A 23,110-nucleotide genomic window follows, 5' to 3' on the forward strand; every position below is an offset into this window, starting at 1 on the left:
CGGGCGGCGCAGCCCCGGCGGCAAGGACCGTGCGGTGGTCGCCGCGCGCGGCGTCGAGCTGCGACTGGTGCGTGAACAGGCACTCGCTCAGGTCGGCGCCGCGCAGGTCGGCCCCGCGCAGGTCCGCGCCGGTCAGGTCGGCCGCGCCGAGCCGTACGCCCCGCAGGTCCGCGCCGATCAGGCAGGCGCCGCGCAGGTTGGCCCCGGCCAGCGGGGTACGGCGCAGGTCCACAGCGATCAGCGTCGCGCCCCGGCGGTCCGGGCCGGCCTTCCCGGCGCGGGCCTGTTCGGCGGCGCGGGACAGGAGCCGGTTGGCCCGGTCCCGGTGCGCGTCGACGTCGAGCGCGAGCAGCTCGTCAGGGGTGCCGTCGGCGAGCCGGCCGGTCTCGTCGAGCGCGGCGGTCAGCTCGTCGCGCAGCGGGCCGGGCGGGGTCAGGCGTACCGCCTCGGTCAGATACCAGAGCAACTCGTGCAGGGGCCGCAACACCGCGAAGGTGTCGAACATCCGCGCTGCGGTGGCCGGGTCGGCGCGCCAGTCGCGGCCGGCGAACGTGTGCCGGGTGAGGTGCTGGCCGGCGCCGAAGCAGTCGAACACGGTGCATCCGGGGAAGCCGCGTTGCCGCAGCTCGGTGTGGATGCCGCAGCGGAAGTCGGCGCCCAGGTTCGGGCAGGGCCGTCCGGCGGGCTTGTCGATGGCGAAGTCGGCGGACGCGGTGAACGCCGGCGCGACGCAGCAGACCCCGGCGCAGCGCGAACAGTCCGCCCGCAGCTCCCGCCCGCCACCGACCGTGCGCGCCTCCACAGCACCCCCGTCCACCCGCACCATTCTCCGCACCCACCCCACCCCCACCCCACCCACCCCACCCACCCCGTCGATCATGAGGTTGACGGCGACAAAACGGACGGCAACCGCCGCCAACCTCATGATCAACCAGAACGAGAGGGGAGGGTCAGAAGGTGAAGAGGGAGGCGGTGGTGCGCTGCATCAGGCAGGGGTTGGTGAACGTACGCGTGTAGGAGACCGGGCGGGCCTGCCAGAAGCCCACGGCGCGGGCGACGACCGGGGCGTACTGGGAGGTGCAGGGCGCGCCGTCCACGTCGAGCGCGTCCAGGTCGCCGTCGACGCGGGCGACCAGCCGGCAGGCGGTGATCGGGTCGGGGTGCAGACCGCCGGTCGGCCCGCAGGTCAGCACCGTGGCGCGTACGCCGGCGCCGTCGTCGACGGTGAGCAGCAGCACCGATGGGGTCTGCGGGCCGGGGCGCGGCGCGGCCTGCGCGGGGGAGGCCGCCGCGCCGAGGGTGCCGAGCGCGGCGACCAGGGCCAGTGCGGCGGTACGTCGGGCGAAGGGCATGGGTGGTCCTTCCGTCGGGGCCCCGGGGTGCGGGGCCGATGGGTGGCCCGGTCCGTCGTGCGTAACCGGGCCGCCGAGAACCCTAGGTGGACGGTGTGAACGCGAAGGGTCACGAAGTGTTACGCCAGCCGACCGCGTCGCACGTTCGGTGTGACATCGGCGTACGGGAATGCCCGAACGGCTGACAACCGCTTCCGCGCCTCGCGTAAACGCATTCCGAATAAGCGTGACGCCTGCCTGAAAGGCTGACAACCAAATCGCCTCGTTATTGCGCCGATGCATTCCGTACGCCGGATCGTTGTCAATGGATGACAACCGGAACGGCCGTTACCGTAACGATTCTTTCCGGTGCTCCGTATCCCTTTACCGTCGGGTGGCAGGGCGTTTTCGCCCCCGTCGGAGGGACTGTTCATGAGCGATCTCTCACACCCGCCGCCCCGGACCACGGCCGCCGACGCGACCATTTCCGTCCCGGAGATCCAGGCCGGCCCGGAGCCCGCCGGCCGGACCGCCGAGTTCGTCGGCCGGTCACCGAACCAGCTCGCCTGGCTGCGGCTCAAGCGGGACCGTACGGCCCGGGCCAGCACCCTGACGCTCCTCGTCGCCGCGGTGGTGGCGCTCGGCGCGCCGCTGCTGGGGCGGCTCACCGGAATCGACCCGACCGACAAGTTCGTCGACCGTTTGAACGATTTCGGAATGCCGATCGGGTATGCCGGCGGGATCAGTTCCGATCATTGGCTCGGCCTTGAGCCGGGCAGCGGCCGGGACATCCTGATGCAACTGGTCTACGGTCTTCGAACGTCGCTGTTCATCGCGTTCACCTCGGCGCTGCTGGCCTCGTGCATCGGCGTCGCGGTCGGTGTGCTGGCCGGATGGGCCAGAGGCTGGCTGGACAGTCTCGTCAACTGGCTGATCGACCTCACGCTGGCGTTCCCGTTCCTCATCTTCGCGCTCGCGGTCATCCCGATCCTGCAGGATCGCTTCTACTCCGACCGGGAGGCGCCGTCGCCGGCGTTCCGGGTGGCGCTGATCGTCGCCACCTTCGGCCTGTTCAGCTGGACGTACACCGCGCGGCTGGTCCGCGGGCAGGTGATCTCGCTGCGGGAGCGGGAGTTCGTCGACGCGGCCCGGGCGGCCGGCGCCGGCACCGCGCACATCCTGCTGCGGCAGCTGCTGCCGAACATCTGGGCGCCGATCCTGGTCACCGTCTCGCTGATGGTGCCCCAGTTCATCGCCATCGAGGCGGCGCTGGCGTTCGTCAACATCGGCGTCACCGAGCCCACGCCCGACCTGGGCCGCATGATCTTCAACAGCATCGGCTACGTCGCGAGCGACCCCTGGTACACCCTGTTCCCCGGGTTGACGATCTTCCTGCTGGTCCTGGCGTTCAACCTGCTCGGCGACGCGCTGCGCGACTCGCTGGATCCCCGCTCCACCCGGTAGTCCCTACGGCCATCACACGCCCGGCCGGCGGGGGCCGCCGGGCACGAAGGGAGCACACCGTGCGCGCACGAACCCGGACACTGACAGGTGTCCTCGCCGCGGCGGCGCTGGCCGCCGCCGGCTGCAACCCCACGCCCGACGACAGCGGCGGCGACGACCAGAAGACCAAGACCCAGAGCGGCTCGATCTCGTACGAGGCCGCCGACAACCAGGGCCCGGCGAAGCCCGTCGACGGCGCGTCCCGGGGCGGCACCCTCACCGTCATGCAGCCGGCCGACTTCGAGCACCTCGACCCGGCCCGCAACTACGTCAACGTGCAGCAGGTCGCCGGCGGGATGCTCTACCGCCCGCTCAACGGCTACAAGGAGGACGGCACCGGCAAGCTGCTGCTCGTCGGCGACCTGGCCACCAACCCCGGCAAGGACGTCGACGGCGACTGCAAGGTCTGGGAGTTCACGCTGCGCGACGGCGTGCGCTACGAGGACGGCACGCCGGTGAGCAGCAAGGACGTCGCCCACGGCATCGCCCGCTCGTTCGCGGCGAACCTCAACGAGGGCCCGCACTACATCCAGCAGTGGCTCTACCCGGGCGGGGCGTACAACGCCACCTACAAGGGGCCGTACGACGGCGGCAAGCCGGTGCCCGACGGCGTCACCACCCCCGACGACCGGACCATCCGGTTCACGTTCCCGCAGCCGCACTGCGACATGCCGTACGCGGCGGCGCTGCCCACCAGCGCGCCGGTGCCCGCCGCCAAGGACACCCGCGCCAACTACGATCTGCGGCCGTTCTCGTCCGGCCCGTACCGGGTGAAGTCCTACCAGCGCGACGTGTCGCTGGAGCTGGAGCGCAACCCGAACTGGGATCCGGCGACCGACCCGATCCGCAACGCGTACCCGGACACGGTCCGGATGACGTTCGGCCTGGAGCAGGCCCAGATCGCCGAGCGGCTGGTCGCCGACGGACCGGCCGACCAGGCGGCGCTGAGCTGGTCGGACGTGCCGCCGTCGGTGCTGCCCCGCACTACCGGCGCCGGCGTCGCCGACCGGGTCGTCCGCGGCCCGACGCAGTACAACTGGGTGCTGAGCATCAACACCCAGCGGGTCACCGACCTGAGCGTACGGCGCGCGCTGAACTACGCGGTCGACAAGGACGCCCTGCTCAAGGTGCTCGGCGGTCAGGCCGCCGGGACACCCGCGACCACGCTGATGTCACCCACCACCGCCGGGTTCGTGCCGTACGACGTGTTCAACGCCCCGGTGACCGGCGACAAGGCGAAGACCGCCGAGCTGCTCGCCGGAAAGCGGCCGAAGCTGGTGCTCGCCCACTCCAGCCTGGAACTGCGTACCCAGCAGGCCGAGGCGCTGCGCAAGAACCTCACCGACATGGGGTTCGACATCGTGATGAAGCCGATCGACAACAGCAGCTACTACGACGAGGTGGGCCGCAAGGACAACCCCTACGACCTCTACCTCACCGGCTGGGGCTCGGACTGGCCCACCGGCTCCACAGTCATCCCGCCGGTCTACGACGGACGGGAGATCGTGGCCGAGGGCAACCAGAACCTGTCGTACCTCGACGAGGCGCCGGTCGGCGCGGAGATCGACCGGGTCCGTGCCCTGCCCGCCGCGGAGCAGGACGCCGGCTGGATGGCGCTCGACCGCATGATCATGGAGAAGTACGCGCCGGTGGTGCCCTGCTACTACGACGCCACCTACGAGCTGCACGGCTCGAAGGTCGGCAACGCCTTCCTCAGCGACGCGTTCGGGATCATCTCGCTCAACGGCATCTACGTGAAGAAGTGACAGCCGCGCGGGGACGGCTGCCACGGCGGCCGTCCCCGCGCCCCACCCGGGGGAGGTGCTCCCGTTGCTCCGTTTCGTCGTCCGGCGGTTGCTCGTCGCCGCCCTGACCCTGGTCGTCATCAGCCTCGTCACATTCGGTCTCTTCTTCGCGGTGCCGAGCAGCCCGGCGAAGGTGATGTGCGGCAAGAACTGCACGGCCGAGGACATCGCCCAGGTCGAGCGCCGCCTCGGCATCGACCAGCCGCTGCCCCGGCAGTACGCGGACTTCGTCGGCGGCGTCTTCGCCGGCCGTACCTACGGCGAGGGGGACTTCCGGCAGGACTGCCCGGCGCCCTGCCTGGGTTACTCGTTCCGCAACAACCAGCCGGTCACCGAGATCGTCGCGCAGCGCGCCCCGGTGACGTTCAGCATCGTCCTCGGCGGCGCCGTGCTCTGGCTCGGCCTCGGCATCTCGCTGGGCATGGTGTCGGCGCTGCGCCGGGGTACGGCGTTCGACCGCGCCGCCATCGGCGTCACCCTGGCCGGCGCGTCCATGCAGGTCTACTTCTTCGGTCTGATCCTGCTCTACCTGCTGGTCTACTCCACCGGGCTGCTGCCGTTCCCCAGCTACACGCCGCTGACCGAGAGCCCGGCCCGGTGGGCGGCCGGGCTGCTGCTGCCCTGGATGACGCTGGGTTTCCTCAACTCGGCGCTGTACGCCCGGCTGTCCCGGGCCCAGATGCTGGAGACCCTGTCGGAGGACTTCATCCGTACCGCCCGGGCGAAAGGGCTGCCCGCGCGGCAGGTGCACACCCGGCACGCGCTGCGCGCGGCGATCACGCCGATCGTCACCATCGCCGGGCTGGACATCGGCACCAGCCTCGGCGGCACGTTCATCACCGAGACCATCTTCGGCCTCCAGGGCCTCGGCAAGGCGACAGTGGAGGCGGTGCAGTTCCTCAACCTGCCGGTGGTGATGGCGACGGTGCTGCTGGCGGCCGTGTTCATCGTGGTCGCCAACATCGTCGTCGACGTGCTGTACGCGGTGATCGACCCACGGGTCCGGCTGGGCTGAGGAGGAGGAGACGGACATGGTGGAGCTTCCGGCGCCGCGACGCGGCGAGGACCCGTACCTGCGGGTCACGGATCTGCGGGTGCGGTTCGACACCGAGGACGGTGTGGTGCGGGCCGTGGACGGGGTGTCGTTCGCTGTCGAGCGGGGCCGCACGCTGGGGATCGTGGGGGAATCGGGTTCCGGTAAGAGCGTGACGTCGCTGGCGATCCTGGGTCTGCACAACGTGAAGCGGACGACCGTTTCGGGGGAGATCTCGGTCGGTGGGCGTCAGTTGGTGGGTCTGCGTGAGGAGGAGATCCGCCGGTTGCGGGGCCGGGACATGGCGATGATCTTTCAGGATCCGTTGTCGGCGTTGCATCCGTACTACTCGGTGGGCAGGCAGATCGCGGAGGCGTACCGGGTGCATCATCCGAGGGCTGGGCGGCGGGAGGCCCGGACGCGGGCGGTGGACATGCTGGGCCGGGTGGGGATTCCGCAGCCGGGGAAGCGGTTCGATCAGTTTCCGCATGAGTTCTCGGGTGGGATGCGGCAGCGGGCGATGATCGCGATGGCGCTGGTGAATGATCCGGATCTGTTGATCGCTGATGAGCCGACGACGGCGTTGGATGTGACGGTGCAGGCGCAGATCCTGGACCTGCTGGCGGATCTGCAGGCGGAGTTCCGGTCGGCGATCATTCTGATCACGCATGACCTGGGTGTGGTGTCTCAGGTGGCTGATGACGTGTTGGTGATGTATGCGGGTCGGGCGGTGGAGCACGGGAGTGTGGAGCGGGTGTTGCGGGCGCCGCAGCATCCGTACACGTGGGGGTTGTTGTCGAGTGTGCCGTCGTTGCACGGTGACGCGGACGCGGACCTGGTGCCGATCCCCGGCAACCCACCCAGCTTGATCAATCTGCCGTCGGGGTGTGCGTTCCATCCGCGGTGCCGGTGGGCCGGTGTGAACGGTGACCGGTCCCGCACCGAGATCCCGGAGCTGGGCCCTGCTGGTGCGCCGGGTCATCTGGTGGCGTGTCATCTGCCGGTCGCCGCGCGGGAGCGGATCTACCGGGACGAGGTCGCGCAGGTGGGGGTGGCTCGATGAACGGTGTGACGAACGGGCAGGCGGCGGTTGCGGGCGACGCCGGCCGGCTCGCGGGCGAGCCGCTGCTGTCGGTGCGGGGACTGACCAAGCACTTCCCCGTCCGGCAGGGCCTGCGTAGCACGGGTGCGGTGCGGGCGGTCGACGGGCTGGACTTCGACGTGCGGCCCGGCGAGACGCTCGGCCTGGTCGGGGAGTCCGGGTGCGGGAAGACCACGACCGGGCGGATGCTCGTGCGGCTGCTGGAACCCACCGCCGGCAGCATCACGTTCGCCGGGCGGGACATCACCCACGGCGGACGCCGTGAGCTGCGTGCGCTGCGGCAGGACCTGCAGATCATCTTCCAGGACCCGTACGCCTCACTGAACCCCCGCCACACCGTCGGGCGGATCGTGGCCATGCCGTTGCAGGTCAACGGCATCACCCCACCCGGCGGCGTGAAGAAACGCGTCCAGGAACTCCTCGAACTCGTCGGGCTGAACCCGGAGCACTACAACAGGTACCCGCACGAGTTCTCCGGCGGCCAACGACAGCGCATCGGCATCGCCCGCGCCCTGGCGTTGAAACCGAAGCTGATCGTCGCCGACGAACCCGTCTCGGCGCTGGACGTGTCGATCCAGGCGCAGGTCATCAACCTGCTCCGCGACCTGCAACGCGACCTGGACCTGGCGTTCGTGTTCATCGCCCACGACCTCGCCGTCATCCGCCACTTCTGCCACCGCGTCGCCGTCATGTATCTCGGCAAGATCGTCGAAATCGGCGACCGCGACGACATCTACACCCGGCCCCAGCACCCCTACACCCGCGCCCTGCTGTCGGCGATTCCGGACGTCTCCACGCTCGGGCCCGCCGGCCGGATCCGCCTCACCGGCGACGTCCCCACCCCACTCAACCCGCCATCGGGCTGCCGCTTCCGTACCCGCTGCTGGAAAGCCACCGACCACTGCGCCACCGAAGAACCGGCGCTGACCACCCGGGACGACGGCGGGCAGCTCACCGCCTGCCACTACCCGGAGAGCGGACCGGTCGGCGTGCCGACCGGCGAACCCGGCAGCAACGAACGCACCTGACCCACGACGGGGTCGGGGACGACCCTGCCCGGAGCAGGGACCAAGCCTGACTGCCCTGAGCCGGGCACGGTCGCCCCCGGCCGCCGATGCCGGAGTCCGCGCCGGTGACGATCGCGACCCCGGTCGTAGTGCCCGTATCGCTGGGGCATGACCGAGCACTACCCGCGCGCCGCGACCTCAACCGGGCGGACGACCTCGACTCGGCCGCCGGTTTCGTCGGAGGCGGTGGCTAGGGTACGGACGTGATAGCCGATGAGTCCGATGCCGTGACCGTTCGCTTCCTGCGCATGATGAGCGCCGAGCTGCACGCCGAGCGGGCGGGCGACGACTCGCTCGGCCGCACTGTCGAGCTGGCCCGGCAGTGGTGGGGCACCGCCGACGACCGGCTCGCCGACGCCCTGCGCGAGCTGCACGGCGAGCCGTCCGAGCCGGCGTCAGGCGGTCCGGACGGGCACGGCGAACTCCGGGGCCTGCGAGGTGAGCAACGCCGTCCGTGACGGCACGCGCCACTGCTCGGCCAGCGCCGCCGCCAGTTCGTCCAGCATCCGGCGTACGGTCGGCGCCGCCCCGGCGTGCATCGCCTCGATGACCACGAGGACCTCGACGGTGTCGGCCCGTACCGCCGAGGCGCCGCTCTGCCGGTGGCACCAGCGCCGGGCGTGCGCGTGTCCGCCCTCGTCGGCGAAGATCACCTCGCCGGGCGCGGGCTGCTCGGACTCCCCACCGAGGCCGAGATAGGACTCGGTGCCGTCGGCCGGGCGCACGGTCAGGTCGCCGTCGATCCCGGCCAGGTCGAGCACGGCGACCGGGACCGCGTACCCGACGGAGAGCGCGTTGCCGAGGTCCACCAGCGGGTGCAGCCGGGGCAGGTCGCCGTCGCGGCGCAGCCGGCGCAGCAGTGACTCGGCCGCGCAGCAGTAGCGCGTCGGCGGGCAGCCCATCCGGGTGAACGCGCGCCGCCACGCCTGGATCTCCGGGAAGCCGCCCTCGGGTGCGGCGGCGAGCCGGTCGCGGGCTACGTCGAGGTGACCGGCGAGGCGCGGCGTGACGTCGGCGTCGGGCGTGATCCCGGTGGCGTGCAGGACGCCGCAGGTCAGCTCGGGGAAGGACGACCAGATCTCGGGGGAGTGCCGGAAACGCACTGGTGAACTCCTTGTCGGCGAGTGCTAGGCGGCGAACGCGAGGCCGAGGCCCAGGGCGAGGAAGCTGCCGGCCACGGCGTGCCGCAGCAGCGCCCTCAGCCGGGGCCGGGCCAGCACGCGGCGGCGCAACGCGCCGGCGAGCACCGCGTACCCGGCGAACACCAGCAGCGTGACCAGCATGAACACCAGGCCGCAGGCGAGCATGCGGACGGGGGCGGCGGGCGTGCCCGGGGGTACGAACTGCGGCAGGAACGCCACGAAGAACACCGTCACCTTCGGGTTCAGCAGGTTCAGCAACACTCCGTCGCGGAACACCGCCGACGCCGGGCGCGGCGGCCGGTCCGCGTCGACGGTGAACGCGCCCCGGTCGCGCCACGCCGACCAGGCCATCCAGAGCAGGTACGCCACGCCCAGCCAGGTCACCACGCGGAACGCCGGGGTGCCGGCGCGCAGCAGCGCGGCCAGGCCGGTCACCGCGGCGATCACGTGCGGAACGAGGCTGAGCGTGGCACCGGCCGCGGCGGCCAGCCCGGCGCGGCGTCCGGCGGTCACGGCGGTGGCGAGCGTGTGCGTCACCCCGGTGCCCGGAGTGACGGCGACGACGAGTGCGGTCAGCAGGAAGGCGATGGTCACCCGTCCAGCCTCTGGCCATAATGGTCCGGTGGACAGGGCCAAAGCCGTCGTTTCCGAGAGGTCCAAATCGGTCGGCGCGGACTTCCTCCAGCTCGATGTGGGCGAGGCCCCGCCCGGCGGCCGCGCGGACTGGCTGGCCGCCCGGCTGCGCTCGGCGATCGCCGACGGCCGCGCGCCAGTAGGCACCCGCCTGCCACCCAGCCGGGTGCTCGCCGCCGAGCTGGGCGTCTCACGCGGCGTGGTGACCGAGGCGTACCAGCGGCTGGGCGAGGACGGCCAGGTCGCCGGGCGCGGCCGGGCCGGCACCGTCGTGGTGGCCACCCCGGCCGCCGTGCACGCCCGGCCACCCGAGCCGAGGAGAGCACCGGAGGTGTTCACCGGCCGGCCCGGCCTCGACGTCTTCGAGGCGCTGCGCGCCGCCCCCGCGCGGGTGGACCTGACGCCCGGCGTACCCGATCTGGCGGCATTTCCCCGCGCGGCCTGGCTGCGGGCCGAGCGGGCCGTGCTGCACCGGGCCACGCCCGCCGCGCTCGGCTACGGCGACCCGACCGGCACGCCCGCGCTGCGGCGGGCCGTCGCGAACTGGCTGGCCCGCAACCGGGGCATCCGCGCCGACCCGGCCGAGGTGGTGGTAGTGGCCGGGGTGTCCCAGGCGCTCGGCCTGCTCGCGCGGGTGCTGCACGAGCGGGGTACGCGCACCGTCGCGGTGGAGGACCCCGGCTCGCTCGGCGTGCGGCAGCATCTGACGTACGCCGGGATGGCGACGCCGCCGGTGCCGGTGGACGACAGGGGCCTGCGCGTCGACGAGCTGGAGCGGTCCGGCGCGCCGGCCGTGCTGCTCACCCCGGCGCACCAGTTCCCGACCGGGGTGGTGCTCGACGGTGAGCGGCGTCGCCGGCTGCTGCGGTGGGCGCGCGACGGCGGCCTGGTGCTGGAGGACGACTAAGACGCCGAGCACCGCTACGACCGCCCGCCCGTGCCGGCGCTGCGCGGCATGGCCCCCGACCGGGTCTGCTACACCGGCAGCATCTCCAAGCTGCTCGCCCCGGCCCTGCGGATCGGGTGGACGCTGGTGCCGCCGTCGCTGCACGCCGACGTGGTGGACGCGAAGCGGACGGCGGATCTGGGCAACGCGGCGCTGCCGCAGCTCGTGCTGGCCGAGCTGATGGAGTCGGGAGCGCTGGAGCGGCACCTGCGGAAAATGAACCACCGGCACGTACGCCGCCGGGACGCGATGATCCGGGCGGTCCGCGCGTACCTGCCGGGGGCGGTGGTGCACGGCGCCGCCGCCGGGCTGCACCTGACGGTCACGCTGCCCGGCGACGTGGACGACCTGGCGCTCGCGGCGGCGGCGCTGCGCCGGGGCGTCAAGGTCCACCCGCTGTCCTGGCACGGGCAGCGTCCGCAGCCGCCGGGCCTGGTCCTCGGGTACGCGGCCACTCCGCCCTCCGAGATCGACCGAGCCCTGTCCACAGTCGCCGAGGCCCTCCACACCCTCCCCTGAACCCGCTCACCGGGGGAGAGGTGGGGGGTAGAGGGCGGCCAGGGCGGTGGCGGTGGCGGCCAGGCGGGCGCGCAGCTCTTCCGGGGACAGGACCTCCACGTCGGCGCCGAGCCGCAGCAGGTCGCCGTGGGCGTGGGTGAGCGACTCGATCGGGATGACCGCGCGCACCCAGCCGCTGTCGTCGGGCGGGCCGGCGCTCGCCTCGGCGGCGGCCACCACCACGTCGCTGCCGATCTCGCGCAGCCGGGCGAACCCGCGCGGCGACAGCCGGATGTGCGCCTCGTCCCGGTGCAGGCGCGCCCGGAACTGCACCACGTGGGCGCGCCACCAGGCCGGCAGGTCGAACTCGGGCCGCTCGAACGTCTCGTCCAGCGGGGTGAGGTCGAGGATCTGGCTGACCCGGTAGGTGGCCGGTCCGGCGCGGTCCGGGCGGGCGGCCACGAGATACCAGCGCCCGCCCTTGAGCACCAGCCCGTACGGTTCGAGGACCCGGGTCGTCTCGCCGCGCCATCCCCGGTAGCGCACCCGGATCCGGTGCTCCCGCCACACCGCCTCGGCGGCCTCGGCCAGGTACGGCGACGGGTCGCCGTCGGAGTACCAGCCCGGCGTGTCCAGGTGGAACCGCTGTTCCAGCCGGGCCGCCCGGTCGGCCAGCGGCGCTGGTAGCGCGGCCCGCAGCTTGAGCTGCACGGCGGTGACGACCGACTGGTAGCCCAGTTCGGCGGCCGGTCCGGGCAGCCCGGCGAAGAGCAGCCGGTCGGCCTCCTCGGCGGTCAGCCCGGTCAGCCGGGTTCGCCATCCCTCCACGAGCCGGTAGCCGCCGTCGTGTCCGGCCTCGCCGTACAGCGGGATGCCGGCGGTGTGCAGCGCCTCGACGTCCCGGTAGATGGTGCGTACCGACACCTCGAGGCGGGTGGCCAGGTCGGCGGCGGTGAGCCGGCCGTGCGCCTGCAGGAGCAGCAGGATGGACAGGAGTCGACTGGCCCGCATTCCGCTGACACTAGCTGTCAGGGGACCACCCCTACCGTCCCGATCATGGCTTTCCACGACAAGGAGCTGACGGTGCCGGGGACGATCGAGGTCGCCGGCCGGCACGTCAAGCGCTACCACATCGACCAGCCGGACCGCCGCCTCGAACCACGTGTGGTCGAGGCCGCGTACGCGTACCTTCCCAAGCTGCTGCCCGGTCCCGACGGCGGCACCCCGCCGGCGAGCTGGGTGGTGCTGCACCGGGGCGCGGACAGCGGCGCGTACCTGCTGGCGTACACCTGGTTCTTCGACAACGTGGTCGAGTGCCGCATCGCGATCGCCGGACAGTCCGCCCTCGACTGCCCGGACGACGATCCGGCGCGCTTCGTGGACCTGGAGCGTCCCGGGGTGGGCTGCGTCTGGGAGCTGGGTGTGCTGGAGCACGAGCGCGCCGCCTGGATCCGGCACGTGCTCGCGCCGGACGAGCCGGACCTGGCTGGCTACCTGGCCGACGCCCGGCCCGAGGGGCCGGTGGGGTTCTGATGGGCGACTTCGACTTCCTCGTCGGCACCTGGGACGTGACCAACCGGCGTCTGCGGCAGCGGCACGTCGGCTGCGACGACTGGGACGAGTTCACCGGGGTCAGCGAGGCCCGCTCGTTCTTCGACGGCGCGGGCAGCTTCGACGAGATGCGCTGCCCCAGCCGGGGCTTCTCCGGCTCCAGCGTGCGCGTCCTGAACCCGGCGACCGGGCTGTGGTCGATCTACTGGATGCACAGCGCGCGGGGCGTGCTGGAGCAGCCGCCGGTGGTGGGCCGGTTCACCGGCGGTGTCGGTGAGTTCCACGCCGACGACACCGACGAGGGCCGCCCGGTGCGCTGCCGGTTCCTCTGGTCGGCGATCACCCCGGTCTCCTGCCGCTGGGAGCAGGCGTTCTCCACCGACGGCGGGCACGCCTGGGAGACCAACTGGGTCATGGAGTTCCGGCGGACGGCATGACCGGCGGGGTGGTGGTCCGGTAGATCGCGGTCAGCCAGACGTCGAGCAGCACGTCGACCACGTCCCGCTCGGCCACCGCCGGGCCGTCCCCGGCGAACGTGGCGTACCAGACCCGTTCGTTCATCGAGTTCAGCGCGATCGAGAGGTCCCGGGCGGGCAGCCCGTCCGGGGCCGCGCCGCGTGCGCGTTCGGTCTCGATCGCGGCCTGCACCGCGCGGACCCAGCGTTCCAGCACCTCGGCCCAGAGCCGCCGCACCTCGGCGTTGGTGCCGCGTACCTGGGCGCAGGCCAGCACCACGTCCCGGTGCCCGCCGAACGTGGCGTGGAACCGGGCGATCAGCTCCCGCCAGTGGGCGCGCGGGTCCTCGGCGAGCCGGTCGAACACGCCGCCGGCCGCCGCGTCGGCCTCCTCGGTGACCCGGTCCAGCAGCGTGAGCAGCACCGCGTCCTTGGACGGGAAGTAGAAGTAGAACGTGGGACGGGAGATGCCCGCGCCGCGCGCCAGGTCGTCGATGGAGATGTCGCCGAACGCGCGCTGCCGCAGCAGCCGCTCGGCGGTTGCCAGGATCGCGGTCTCCCGCTCGTCGCCGGTGGAGCGGCCGGTCCGCCGCCCGCGGCTGGGCGCGGCGCCGGCCGGCGTACGGGCGGTGGTCATGTCGGCTGATGTTACACCCGCTCAACACCCTGTCGATTAAGCTCGACACGGTGTTGACTGCGCTCGACGGCGATGGATAGTGTCCGGTCCACCGCCGGTGCGAACGGGAGAAACCGATGGCCGCAGACCACGTCGACGTCCTCATCGTCGGGGCCGGCCTGTCCGGCATCGGCGCCGCCGTCCACCTCGGACGCGAGTGCCCCGGCAAGACCTATGCGGTGCTGGAGGCCCGGGGCGCCATCGGCGGCACCTGGGACCTGTTCCGCTACCCGGGCATCCGCTCCGACTCCGACATGTACACCCTCGGCTACTCGTTCAAGCCGTGGACCGACCCGAAGGCCATCGCCGACGGCGACTCCATCCGGGCGTACGTGCGCCAGACCGCCCGCGAGTACGACGTCGAGCGGCACATCCGCTTCCACCACCGGGCCGTGCGCGCGGAATGGGACAGCGCCACCGCCCGCTGGACGGTCCACGCCCGCCGCGACGACACCGGCGAGGACGTCACCATCACCTGCGGGTTCCTGTTCACCAACTCCGGCTACTACCGCTACGACTCCGGCTACACGCCGCGTTTCCCCGGCGTCGAGCGGTACGCCGGCACGCTCGTGCACCCGCAGCACTGGCCCGACGACCTGGACTACACCGGCAAGCGGGTCGTGGTGATCGGCAGCGGCGCCACAGCCGTCACCCTCGTGCCGGCGATGGCCGAGCGGGCCGCCCACGTCACCATGCTTCAGCGCTCACCCACGTACGTGATCGCGCTGCCCTCGCGCGACCCGTTCGCCGACGCCGCGCGGCGCTGGCTGCCCCCGAAGGCCGCGTACACGGTGGCGCGGTGGAAGAACGTCGCGCTCGGGGTGGCCCAACTTCCAGCTCAGCCGGCGTGCCCCCGGCGTGGTGAAGCGGTTCCTGCGCCGGGCCGCGAAGGGCCGGCTGCCCGCCGGGTACGACGTCGAGCGGCACTTCTCGCCCCGGTACGACCCGTGGGACCAGCGCCTGTGCGTGGTGCCGGACGGCGACCTGTTCACCGTGCTGCGCGAGGGACGCGCGTCGGTGGTCACCGACACCATCGACACGTTCACCGAGCACGGGCTCCGGCTCGCCTCCGGCGAGGAGCTGCCCGCCGACATCGTGGTCACCGCCACCGGCCTGAACCTGCTCGCGCTCGGCGGCATGACCCTGGCGGTCGACGGCGCCGACGTCGACCTCGCCTCGACGGTGGCCTACAAGGGCATGATGCTGTCCGGCGTGCCGAACTTCGCCATGACGATCGGCTACACGAACGCTTCCTGGACGCTCAAGGCCGACCTCGTCGCCACGTACGTCTGCCGGCTGCTGCGCCACCTCGACGAGACCGGCCAGCAGATCGTCACGCCGCTCGCCCCGGACACCGACGACCTGGCGCCGATCATCGACCTGCAGTCCGGCTACGTGCTGCGCGCCGTCGACCAGCTGCCCAAGCAGGGGCCGCGCGCGCCGTGGCGGCTGCACCAGAACTACCCCCGCGACGTACGCCTGATGCGGCACGGCCCGCTCACCGACGGCGTACGCTTCGCCCGCGCCGGCGTACCCGCCGCCGCCACCTCGGGAGGATCTGATGCGTGACCTCGTCTTTCCCGGCGGCACCGCGGTGCTCACCGGCGCGGCGAGCGGCATCGGCGCGGCGCTGGCCCACGGCCTGGGCCGGCGCGGCGCCGACCTGGTCCTGCTCGACCGCGACGCAGAGTTGATGACTGTTCGACTAGCGATGTTCTCCCACTAACACCGAATTAAGATTGTGAGCGCGTGGACGATGCAAGAACAATATGGGAGAGACAATTACCCAAGAAAAACACAAAGGTTATCCCCCAACCGGCGCCGCCTTCATCAGTTCATGCATGAATGGGTATCGAGCTACTCGCCCGCAAGATACTTTCCGCATACGCAGTTTCAAGGCTGTTGTACTTTAGACCAGTGGCCGCGGCACTTTGTCGTTCTGCCGGGTAGCTTGCAATGAACAATTCCGAGCGAGCGCATTCGGTTTTGCTTGTTCGATCCCGTCCAAGATCCCTAAGTGTTCCGATCCGGGTACCCGCTGAAACAACGGGTCGAGACGCACGTGGTCGACCTCGCCGACGCCGAGGCCACCGAGCGGATCGCCGCCGAGATCCACCGCGCGCATCCCCGCATCCGGCTGCTGATCAACAACGCCGGGGTGGCGCTGGGCGGACGTTTCGACCAGGTCACAGTGGAGGAGTTCCTCTGGGTCGTCGAGATCAACTTCCGGGCGGTGGTGCGCCTGACCCACGCGCTGCTGCCCGCGCTCAAGGCCGAACCCGGCGCGCACCTGGTCAACGTCTCCAGCCTGTTCGGCATCATCGCGCCCGCCGGGCAGGCCGCGTACGCGGCGAGCAAGTTCGCCGTCCGCGGCTTCACCGAGGCGCTGCGGCACGAACTCGTCGACGACGGCGTCGGCGTCACGTCGGTGCACCCGGGCGGCATCCGTACCCGGATCGCCGCCAGCGCCCGGGTCGGCAGCGGCGTTGACCGGGCCGAGTACGAGACCGGGCTCAGGCAGTTCGAGAAGCTGCTCACCATCGACCCGGCGAAGGCCGCCGAGGCGATCCTGCGCGGCGCGAAGCGGCGTCGCGGCCGGTGCTGATCGGCTGGTCGGCGAAGCTGCCCGACCTGCTGGCCCGGGTCGCCCCCGCCGGGTACGGCCGGGTGCTCGCCCTGGGCATGCGCCCGTCCCGCCCGGCGGCGGCCGTCGCCGCGGCGCCGGCGCCGCGGGTCTGAGACGCCCGGTGAGGAAGGCCGCGCGGGAACCCGGACGCACGGCGTGACAGCGGCCCTCCCGCCGGCCGACGAGCGCACCGTCGACGGCCGGCGCGTGCGCTGCCGGATCAGCGGCGACGGGCCGCCCGTGGTGCTGCTGCACGGCATCGGCCGTACCCTTGACGACTTCACCGCCCTGCACGCCGCGCTGGCCCGCGACCACCTGGTGCTCGCGGTGGACCTGCCCGGGCACGGCGGCTCCGCGCCGCTGGACGGGCCGCACACGCTGCCCGCCCTGGCCGGCGCGGTCGCCCGGTTCCTCGACGTGGCCGGGGTGACCGGCCCGGCGCACCTGGTCGGCAACTCCCTCGGCGGGGCGGTGGCGATGCGCCTAGCGGTCGACGCGCCGCAGCGGGCGGCCAGCCTGGCGCTGCTCAACAGCGCCGGCTTCGGCCGGGAGGTGACGGTGGCGCTGCGGCTGCTCGCGATCCGCCCGCTGGCGCCGCTGCTGCTGCGCCCGCATGCGGGGATCGCCCGCCGCAGCGAGCGGGCCATCTTCTTCGACCCGGCGTACGTCACCGAGGAGCGGATCGCCACCGCGCTCGCCGTCGCCGGGCAGCCGCACGCCGCCCGGGTGATGCTGGAGCTGGTCCGCGACCTGGGCACCTGGCGCGGGGTGAAGCCGCGGTGGCGCGCCGAACTGCTCGACGCGGTGGCCGCGCTCGACCTGCCCACGCTGCTCGTCTGGGGCGACCGTGACCTGATCCTGCCCGCCACGCACCTGGCGTACGCCCGCAGCCGGCTGCCGCACGCGCGCCGCCATCTGTTCCGCGACACCGGGCACATGCCGCAGATCGAGCGGACCGCCGAGGTGGAGGCGCTGCTGCGGGAGTTGTGGGCCTGACCCGCGGTGGCCTGCGCCACTGCCCGGGCCCGCGATCGAGCGGCGGGACGAGCCGCAGAGCAAGCTTAGATACATGACGCATCCCAGCCGGACCGCGCCGTCCGCCGCCGAGCGGGCGTACCGGCACCTCAAGCAGGCCATCCTGGAACAGGTCTACCCGGGCGGCCAGCTCGTGAGCGAGGGCGAGATCGCCGACGCGACCGGCGTGTCCCGCACCCCGGTCCGGGAGGCGCTGCTGCGGCTGGAGACCGAGGGTCTGGTCAAGCTCTACCCGAAGCGCGGCGCGCTGATCCGGCCGGTGTCGGCCCGGGAGATCGCCGACGTCATCGAGGCCCGCCGGCTGGTCGAGCTGCACGCCGCCGAGCGGGTCTGGGACCGCCGCGCCGAGTTGCGCGCCGACCTGGCCCGCCGGCTGGAGGAGATGCGACGCGCGCACGCCGCCGGTGACATCAGCGCGCTGATGGGCGCCGACCGCTCGTTCCACGCCGCCGTGGTCGAGGCCGCCGGCAACGAGATCCTGGCCGAGCTGTACCACCGCCTGCGCGACCGGCAGCTGCGCATGGGCGAGGCGAGCTTCCGGCTCTCACCCGGCTGGGCCGAGGTCGCCCTGGCCGAGCACGCCGGCCAGCTCGCCGCGCTCGACGGCGACGACCCGCAGGCGTGGCGCGACGCGGTCGCCGGGCACATCGACACCGCCGCGCGGATGCTCGGGACGCTGCGGTGAGCGTGTCCCGCCGGCCCGCGGCCCTGGTGTACGCGGTGGCGCTGACCGCGTACCTGACCGCCGTGTTCCACCGCAGCTCACTCGGCGTCACCGGGGTCGACGCGGCGGATCGGTTCCACATCAACGCCTCCGCGCTCGCCACGTTCTCCGTCGCCCAGCTCGCCGTCTACGCCGCCATGCAGGTCCCGGTCGGGGTGCTGCTCGACCGCTACGGCTCGCGCCGGCTGCTGCTGGCCGGCGGCGCGCTGATGGTGGCCGGGCAGATCGTCTTCGCGGTCGCCACCGACGTGCCGGCCGCCGTCGCCGCGCGGGTGCTGGTCGGCCTCGGTGACGCCATGACCTTCATCAGCGTGCTGCGCATCGTCGCGTTCTGGTTCCCCGGCCGCCGCAACCCGCTGCTGGTGCAGCTCACCGGCACCGTCGGCCAGCTCGGCGCGGTGCTCGGCGCCGTACCCCTGGTGCTGCTGCTGCACCGCGCGGGCTGGACCCCGGCGTTCCTGACCGCCGCGGCGCTCGGCGCGACGGTGGTGCTGATGATCCTCGTCGCGGTACGCGACACCCCGCACGCCGAGCACGCCACCGCGCTCGCGCCCGACCTGGCGACCGTGCGCCGCCAGCTCGCCGAGGCGTGGGCCGAGCCGGGCACCCGGCTGGGCCTGTGGACGCACTTCGTCACGCAGTTCTCCGGCTCGGTGTTCGCGCTGCTGTGGGGGTACCCGTTCCTGGTGCAGGGCCAGGGCTTCTCGCCCACGGCGGCGGCCGGGCTGCTCACCCTGATGACGATGGTGACGCTCGTGTGCGGGCCGGTGCTCGCGCATCTGTGCGCCCGCTTCCCGTTCCACCGCTCGGTGTTGGTCTTCGCCATCACCGCCGGCACCGCCGGCATGTGGGCGGTGGTGCTGGCGTGGCCGGGCCGGGCGCCGCACCCGCTGCTGGTGGCGCTCGTGGTGGTGCTCGCGGTCAACGGTCCCGGCTCGATGATCGGGTTCGACTACGCCCGCTCGTTCAACCCGGTGCACCGCATCGGCAGCGCCACCGGCATCGTCAACGTCGGCGGTTTCGCCGCCTCGATCGTGCTGATCCTGGCCGTCGGCCTGGTGCTCGACCTGGCCACCCCGGCCGGGCACGACGCGCCGCCGCTGTCCGCGTTCCGCTGGGCGTTCGCCGTGCAGTTCCTGCTCTGGGCGCTCGGCGCGGCGCAGGTGCTGCGCTACCGCAACGCCGCCCGCCGGATCGCCGCCGACCGGGCCGCCGCGACGGCCGCGGCCCCCGTCTGAGTACGCGGCCGGCCCGGAGCGGCTTCGGCGCGGGCGGCTCAGCGCCGGTGCCGCACCAGCGAGTCGAGCATCAGCGTCAGCCCGGCGCCGACCAGCCACACGTCCTTGGCCAGCCCGATACCCTCCTGGCTCGGCCGCAGGCTGCTGCCCTCCCGCATGCCGGGCGTCTTCAGGTAGAGCTGCACCAGCCCAGCGCCGAACGCGGTGAGCGCGGCCCCGGCCAGCAACGACGGCACGAACGGGGCGAGCAGCGCCGCGCCGAGCACCGTCTCGCCCCGGGACAGCAGCACGGCGAACCGGTCCGGCGGGATCTGCCGCAGCTGCGGCATCGCGCCGGCCGCCATGCCGTGCATGCCCGCGGCGGCCTCACCCTCCAGGCCCCGCTTGCCCAGCCCGGAGTTCAAGATGTACGCGCCGATGGCGACCCGCAGCGGCGCATGCGACAGCCTCATGATCACTCCCGTCCCACCTGGTAGAACCGGCACACCGGGTACCCGGTCATGACCAGGACAATCCGGCGGGCTTCATTGGTTCGTGGGTCATGATCAGCGGTAGGTTCGGGGTGCAGAAGCACGCAACAAGGGAGGCACTGTGAGCCAGGAAGTCCGGGGAGTCGTGTCGCGGCGCAAGGGCGCGCCCGTGGAGGTCACCACCATCGTGGTGCCCGACCCGGGACCGGGCGAGGCGGTGGTCCGCATCCAGTCGTGCGGCGTCTGCCACACCGACCTGCACTACCGCGAGGGCGGCATCAACGACGACTACCCGTTCCTGCTGGGCCACGAGGCCGCCGGCATCGTCGAGCAGGTCGGCGACGGCGTCACCGACGTGGCGCCCGGCGACTTCGTGGTGCTGAACTGGCGCGCGGTCTGCGGGCAGTGCCGGGCCTGCCGCCGCGGCCGCCCGTGGTACTGCTTCGCCACCCACAACGCGACGCAGAAGATGACGCTCACCGACGGCACCGAGCTGACGCCCGCGCTCGGCATCGGCGCGTTCGCCGAGAAGACGCTCGTGCACGCCGGGCAGTGCACCAAGGTCGACCCGTCGGCGCGGCCGGCGGCCGTCGGCCTGCTCGGCTGCGGCGTGATGGCCGGCCTCGGCGCGGCCATGAACACCGGCAACGTGACCCGGGGCGACTCGGTCGCGGTGATCGGCTGCGGCGGCGTCGGCGACGCGGCGGTGGCCGGCGCGGCCCTGGCCGGGGCGACCACGATCATCGCGGTGGACACCGACTCCCGCAAGCTCGACTGGGCGCGCAAGTTCGGCGCCACCCACACCGTCAACGCCTCCGAGGACGACGCGGTGGAAGCCATCCGCGCCGCCACCGGCGGCTTCGGCGCCGACGTGGTGATCGACGCGGTCGGCCGCCCGGAGACCTGGAAGCAGGCGTTCTACGCCCGTGACCTGGCCGGCACGGTCGTGCTGGTCGGCGTGCCGACGCCGGAGATGACTGTCGACCTGCCGCTGCTGGACGTGTTCGGTCGCGGCGGCGCGCTCAAGTCCAGCTGGTACGGCGACTGCCTGCCCAGCCGCGACTTCCCGATGCTGACCGAGCTGTACCGGCAGGGCCGGCTGGACCTGGACGCGTTCGTCACCGAGGAGATCGCCCTCGACCAGGTCGAGGAGGCGTTCAGCCGGATGCACCACGGCGACGTGCTGCGCTCGGTGGTGGTCTTCCCGTGACCGCCCGCGTCGACCACGCCGTCACGTCCGGCACGTTCTCCCTGGACGGCCAGACGTTCGACGTCGACAACAACGTCTGGGTGATCGGTGACGACGCCGAGTGCGTCGTCCTCGACGCGCCGCACGACGTCGCGGCCATCCGCCAGGTGATCGGCGACCGGCGGGTGGTGGCGATCGTGGCCACGCACGCCCATGACGACCACGTCCGGGTCGCGCCCGAGCTGGCCCGGGCCACCGGCGCGCCGGTGCTGCTGCACCCGGCCGACCGGGTGCTGTGGGACATGGTGCACCCGGGCACCGCCCCGGACGGCGAGCTGACCGACGGGCAGACCATCACCGTCGGCGGGACCACGCTGCGGGTGCTGCACACCCCCGGCCACAGCCCCGGCGCGTGCAGCCTGTACGCGCCCGACCTGGGCGCGGTCTTCACCGGCGACACCCTGTTCGCCGGGGGACCGGGCGCCACCGGCCGGTCGTACAGCGACTTCGGCACCATCGTCGAGTCGATCCGTACCCGTCTGCTCACGCTGCCGCCGGAGACGGTGGTGCACACCGGGCACGGCGACGACACCACGATCGGGGCCGAGGCGCCGCACCTGGACGAGTGGATCGCCCGGGGCCACTGAGGACCACACACCCGCGCGGGTCCGGCCGGAGCAGTCCGGTCCGGGCCCGCGTGCGGCGTTTCCGGCCCGTCCGCGCCCGGGTGGCGCCGGGTGTCCGTCCGCTTCGGACGGATCCGGAAAGCCGTGTGGCCGGGCGACGTTCCGCCCCGATGACACTCGCGTCCGTGCTGGTCCGGTGCGGCGTCTCGCCCTGATCGTCCCGTTCCTCGCCCTTCACCCAGGATGCGGACCGGGTGCCCGGAATCGCGGGTGACCTGGACCGCAGCCTCGGCGCTGCCCGGCATTTCCGGAATGACCGACACTGCGGGCTCGTTGTGTCCCCCATACCGTCGGAACCCAAACACCTACCCGGCGGTAGTCCCCCGAGGGGCGCTCATCCCGGAGCGCGTCGTAACGATCGAAAGGGCAACCATCGTGAAGCAGCACTTCACTCGATGGCTCCCCGCCATCGCGAAGACCGCCGTCGCGAAGACCGTCGCCGTCGCCAAGAACCGCCGCGCCGTGCTGAGCGTGGCGGGCGTGGCCGTCCTGGGCGGGCTGGCCGTCGGCCCCACCGCCGTGGCCGCGCCCGTGACCAGTGGCCCGCACGCCGGCGCCAAGGCCGCCATCGACCTGGCCACCGGCAAGCAGACCTCGACCGAGGCGGTCAAGCCCGGCCAGACCACCGGCCTGGACAAGCTGCCGACCAGGGCCGACCGGCCGGCCAAGGAGAAGCTCGTGCCGCACGGCGTCGAGGGCGCGCAGTCGCGCATCCCGCTCGACGACGCGCAGCTCGCCAACGCCAAGGCCATCGTCGAGGCGGCCAAGGAGACCGGCGTGGGGGAGCGGGGCGCCGTGATCGGCGTCGCCACCTCGCTGCAGGAGTCGAAGCTGTACAACCTGGGTCACCTCGGCGCGTACAACGACCACGACTCCGAGGGCCTGTTCCAGCAGCGCCCGTCGTCCGGTTGGGGCACGTCCGAGCAGATCACCGACCCGGAGTACTCCAGCAAGGCGTTCTTCAACGCGCTGAAGAACGTCGGCGGCTGGCACGAGCTGCCGCTGACCACCGCCGCGCAGACGGTCCAGGTGTCCGCCTACCCGTACGCGTACGCGCAGTGGGAGGAGCAGGCGGCGGACATCGTCCAGCAGGTCTGGTGACCCACCCGTAGCGAACGGCCGGCCCTCCGGGGTCGGCCGTTCTCGCCGATCTTGGAATTGTGGTGCCTCGCATACCTCAGATACCGGACATCCTGGGCGCCACAACTCCAAGATCGGCGGGGCGGGGCGGGGGCGGGTGGGGGGCGTTGTAAGCCGGTGCGCGACCGGAGTGGCGCCGGCGAGCGCCCCCGGGGAACAAGCCCGGGTCGTCGGTCGTTGCAGATGCACCCGGCACGCCCCGCGCTGCCGGATCCCCCCGAGAACTTCGAGCGCCTGACGGTGCCCACGCATCCCCCGGA

At 72.6% G+C, this 23,110-nt stretch carries 22 protein-coding genes and 3 pseudogenes; 18 read left to right on the forward strand and 7 right to left on the reverse strand.

From position 1 onward, the window contains the following. Both MCBG_RS03760 and MCBG_RS03765 read right to left on the reverse strand, forming a co-directional pair. A partial coding sequence (locus MCBG_RS03760) for a pentapeptide repeat-containing protein (RefSeq protein WP_369799262.1) occupies nt 1-817 on the reverse strand: 817 nt, incomplete at its 3' end. A gap of 133 nt (nt 818-950) precedes the next feature. Then, a complete protein-coding gene (locus MCBG_RS03765) occupies nt 951-1,352 on the reverse strand; it encodes an SSI family serine proteinase inhibitor (protein WP_043323899.1) in 402 nt (133 codons plus the stop codon). Between the two features lie 411 nt (nt 1,353-1,763). Here MCBG_RS03765 and MCBG_RS03770 point away from each other — a divergent pair, with 411 nt between their 5' ends. The 6 genes from MCBG_RS03770 (at nt 1,764) to MCBG_RS03795 (ending at nt 8,299) form a co-directional block, all read left to right on the forward strand. Next, complete coding sequence (locus tag MCBG_RS03770) at nt 1,764-2,795, forward strand: ABC transporter permease (protein WP_051610936.1); 1,032 nt, start codon at nt 1,764-1,766, stop codon at nt 2,793-2,795. A 59-nt stretch (nt 2,796-2,854) separates the two neighbouring features. Beyond that, on the forward strand, nt 2,855-4,600 hold the full coding sequence (locus tag MCBG_RS03775; RefSeq protein ID WP_043323901.1) for an ABC transporter substrate-binding protein: 1,746 nt from the start codon (nt 2,855-2,857) through the stop codon (nt 4,598-4,600). A gap of 64 nt (nt 4,601-4,664) precedes the next feature. Further along, nucleotides 4,665-5,654: an ABC transporter permease gene (locus MCBG_RS03780; protein WP_043330115.1), complete on the forward strand. Its 990-nt coding sequence runs from the start codon at nt 4,665-4,667 to the stop codon at nt 5,652-5,654. A 16-nt stretch (nt 5,655-5,670) separates the two neighbouring features. Continuing rightward, entirely contained in the window at nt 5,671-6,735 is a 1,065-nt protein-coding gene (locus MCBG_RS03785; RefSeq protein ID WP_043323903.1) for an ABC transporter ATP-binding protein, read from the forward strand. Further along, nucleotides 6,732-7,802 carry an ABC transporter ATP-binding protein gene (locus tag MCBG_RS03790; protein WP_043323906.1) on the forward strand — a complete coding sequence of 357 codons (1,071 nt, stop codon included), beginning with the start codon at nt 6,732-6,734 and terminating at the stop codon, nt 7,800-7,802. Before MCBG_RS03785 ends, MCBG_RS03790 begins: the two co-directional genes overlap by 4 nt. Before the next feature lie 266 nt (nt 7,803-8,068). Continuing rightward, complete coding sequence (locus MCBG_RS03795) at nt 8,069-8,299, forward strand: hypothetical protein (RefSeq protein WP_043323909.1); 231 nt, start codon at nt 8,069-8,071, stop codon at nt 8,297-8,299. Here MCBG_RS03795 and MCBG_RS03800 read toward each other — a convergent pair. Both MCBG_RS03800 and MCBG_RS03805 read right to left on the reverse strand, forming a co-directional pair. Continuing rightward, the gene (locus tag MCBG_RS03800) at nt 8,237-8,944 is read right to left on the reverse strand and encodes a B3/B4 domain-containing protein (protein WP_043323911.1); all 708 of its coding nucleotides are present in this window, start codon (nt 8,942-8,944) and stop codon (nt 8,237-8,239) included. The genes MCBG_RS03795 and MCBG_RS03800 overlap by 63 nt on opposite strands. 24 nt (nt 8,945-8,968) lie before the next feature. Further along, the gene (locus MCBG_RS03805; protein ID WP_043323912.1) at nt 8,969-9,577 is read right to left on the reverse strand and encodes a LysE family translocator; all 609 of its coding nucleotides are present in this window, start codon (nt 9,575-9,577) and stop codon (nt 8,969-8,971) included. A 97-nt stretch (nt 9,578-9,674) separates the two neighbouring features. On the opposite strand from MCBG_RS03805, the pseudogene MCBG_RS35010 reads away from it, so the two are divergent. Continuing rightward, a pseudogene (locus tag MCBG_RS35010) lies at nt 9,675-11,081 on the forward strand (PLP-dependent aminotransferase family protein). 6 nt (nt 11,082-11,087) lie between these two features. On the opposite strand, the gene MCBG_RS03815 reads toward MCBG_RS35010, so the two are convergent. Then, nucleotides 11,088-12,071, reverse strand: a complete 984-nt coding sequence (locus tag MCBG_RS03815) for a helix-turn-helix transcriptional regulator (RefSeq protein ID WP_043323914.1) — start codon at nt 12,069-12,071, stop codon at nt 11,088-11,090. 45 nt (nt 12,072-12,116) lie between these two features. On the opposite strand from MCBG_RS03815, the gene MCBG_RS03820 reads away from it, so the two are divergent. Together MCBG_RS03820 and MCBG_RS03825 are read left to right on the forward strand one after the other, a co-directional pair. Next, the gene (locus tag MCBG_RS03820) at nt 12,117-12,593 is read left to right on the forward strand and encodes a hypothetical protein (protein WP_043323916.1); all 477 of its coding nucleotides are present in this window, start codon (nt 12,117-12,119) and stop codon (nt 12,591-12,593) included. Continuing rightward, nucleotides 12,593-13,048 (forward strand): hypothetical protein, encoded by a 456-nt coding sequence (locus MCBG_RS03825; RefSeq protein ID WP_043323918.1) that lies wholly within the window; start codon nt 12,593-12,595, stop codon nt 13,046-13,048. Before MCBG_RS03820 ends, MCBG_RS03825 begins: the two co-directional genes overlap by 1 nt. Here MCBG_RS03825 and MCBG_RS03830 read toward each other — a convergent pair. Next, entirely contained in the window at nt 13,023-13,703 is a 681-nt protein-coding gene (locus MCBG_RS03830; RefSeq protein WP_043323920.1) for a TetR/AcrR family transcriptional regulator, read from the reverse strand. The genes MCBG_RS03825 and MCBG_RS03830 overlap by 26 nt on opposite strands. Nucleotides 13,704-13,819: 116 nt before the next feature. On the opposite strand from MCBG_RS03830, the pseudogene MCBG_RS03835 reads away from it, so the two are divergent. The 6 genes and pseudogenes from MCBG_RS03835 to MCBG_RS03855 all read left to right on the forward strand — a co-directional run bounded on the left by MCBG_RS03835 (nt 13,820) and on the right by MCBG_RS03855 (nt 19,365). After that, a pseudogene (locus tag MCBG_RS03835) lies at nt 13,820-15,311 on the forward strand (flavin-containing monooxygenase). Then, nucleotides 15,304-15,468 (forward strand): SDR family NAD(P)-dependent oxidoreductase, encoded by a 165-nt coding sequence (locus MCBG_RS32300; RefSeq protein ID WP_369799263.1) that lies wholly within the window; start codon nt 15,304-15,306, stop codon nt 15,466-15,468. The pseudogene MCBG_RS03835 and the gene MCBG_RS32300 overlap by 8 nt, the downstream one beginning before the upstream one ends. Before the next feature lie 297 nt (nt 15,469-15,765). Next, nucleotides 15,766-16,481, forward strand: a pseudogene (locus MCBG_RS03840) (SDR family NAD(P)-dependent oxidoreductase); the annotation flags it as partial. A gap of 43 nt (nt 16,482-16,524) precedes the next feature. Then, nucleotides 16,525-17,364: an alpha/beta fold hydrolase gene (locus MCBG_RS03845; protein ID WP_043323922.1), complete on the forward strand. Its 840-nt coding sequence runs from the start codon at nt 16,525-16,527 to the stop codon at nt 17,362-17,364. 73 nt (nt 17,365-17,437) lie between these two features. Next, nucleotides 17,438-18,088 (forward strand): GntR family transcriptional regulator, encoded by a 651-nt coding sequence (locus MCBG_RS03850; RefSeq protein ID WP_043323924.1) that lies wholly within the window; start codon nt 17,438-17,440, stop codon nt 18,086-18,088. Then, nucleotides 18,085-19,365, forward strand: coding sequence for an MFS transporter (locus MCBG_RS03855; RefSeq protein ID WP_043323926.1), 1,281 nt, complete (start codon nt 18,085-18,087; stop codon nt 19,363-19,365). Before MCBG_RS03850 ends, MCBG_RS03855 begins: the two co-directional genes overlap by 4 nt. A 38-nt stretch (nt 19,366-19,403) precedes the next feature. Here the strand turns inward: MCBG_RS03855 and MCBG_RS03860 are convergent, their stop codons facing one another. Next, nucleotides 19,404-19,817 (reverse strand): hypothetical protein, encoded by a 414-nt coding sequence (locus tag MCBG_RS03860; RefSeq protein ID WP_043330117.1) that lies wholly within the window; start codon nt 19,815-19,817, stop codon nt 19,404-19,406. Nucleotides 19,818-19,956: 139 nt separating this feature from the next. Here MCBG_RS03860 and MCBG_RS03865 point away from each other — a divergent pair, with 139 nt between their 5' ends. The 3 genes from MCBG_RS03865 to MCBG_RS03875 all read left to right on the forward strand — a co-directional run bounded on the left by MCBG_RS03865 (nt 19,957) and on the right by MCBG_RS03875 (nt 22,811). Continuing rightward, on the forward strand, nt 19,957-21,045 hold the full coding sequence (locus tag MCBG_RS03865; RefSeq protein ID WP_043323928.1) for an S-(hydroxymethyl)mycothiol dehydrogenase: 1,089 nt from the start codon (nt 19,957-19,959) through the stop codon (nt 21,043-21,045). Next, nucleotides 21,042-21,671 (forward strand): MBL fold metallo-hydrolase, encoded by a 630-nt coding sequence (locus tag MCBG_RS03870; protein ID WP_043323930.1) that lies wholly within the window; start codon nt 21,042-21,044, stop codon nt 21,669-21,671. Before MCBG_RS03865 ends, MCBG_RS03870 begins: the two co-directional genes overlap by 4 nt. A gap of 414 nt (nt 21,672-22,085) precedes the next feature. Further along, nucleotides 22,086-22,811, forward strand: a complete 726-nt coding sequence (locus tag MCBG_RS03875) for a hypothetical protein (RefSeq protein ID WP_181373797.1) — start codon at nt 22,086-22,088, stop codon at nt 22,809-22,811. Nucleotides 22,812-23,110 lie beyond the last annotated feature (299 nt).

Origin of the sequence: Micromonospora sp. M42, assembly GCF_000568915.1 — a bacterium.
GTDB lineage: Bacteria > Actinomycetota > Actinomycetes > Mycobacteriales > Micromonosporaceae > Micromonospora > Micromonospora chalcea.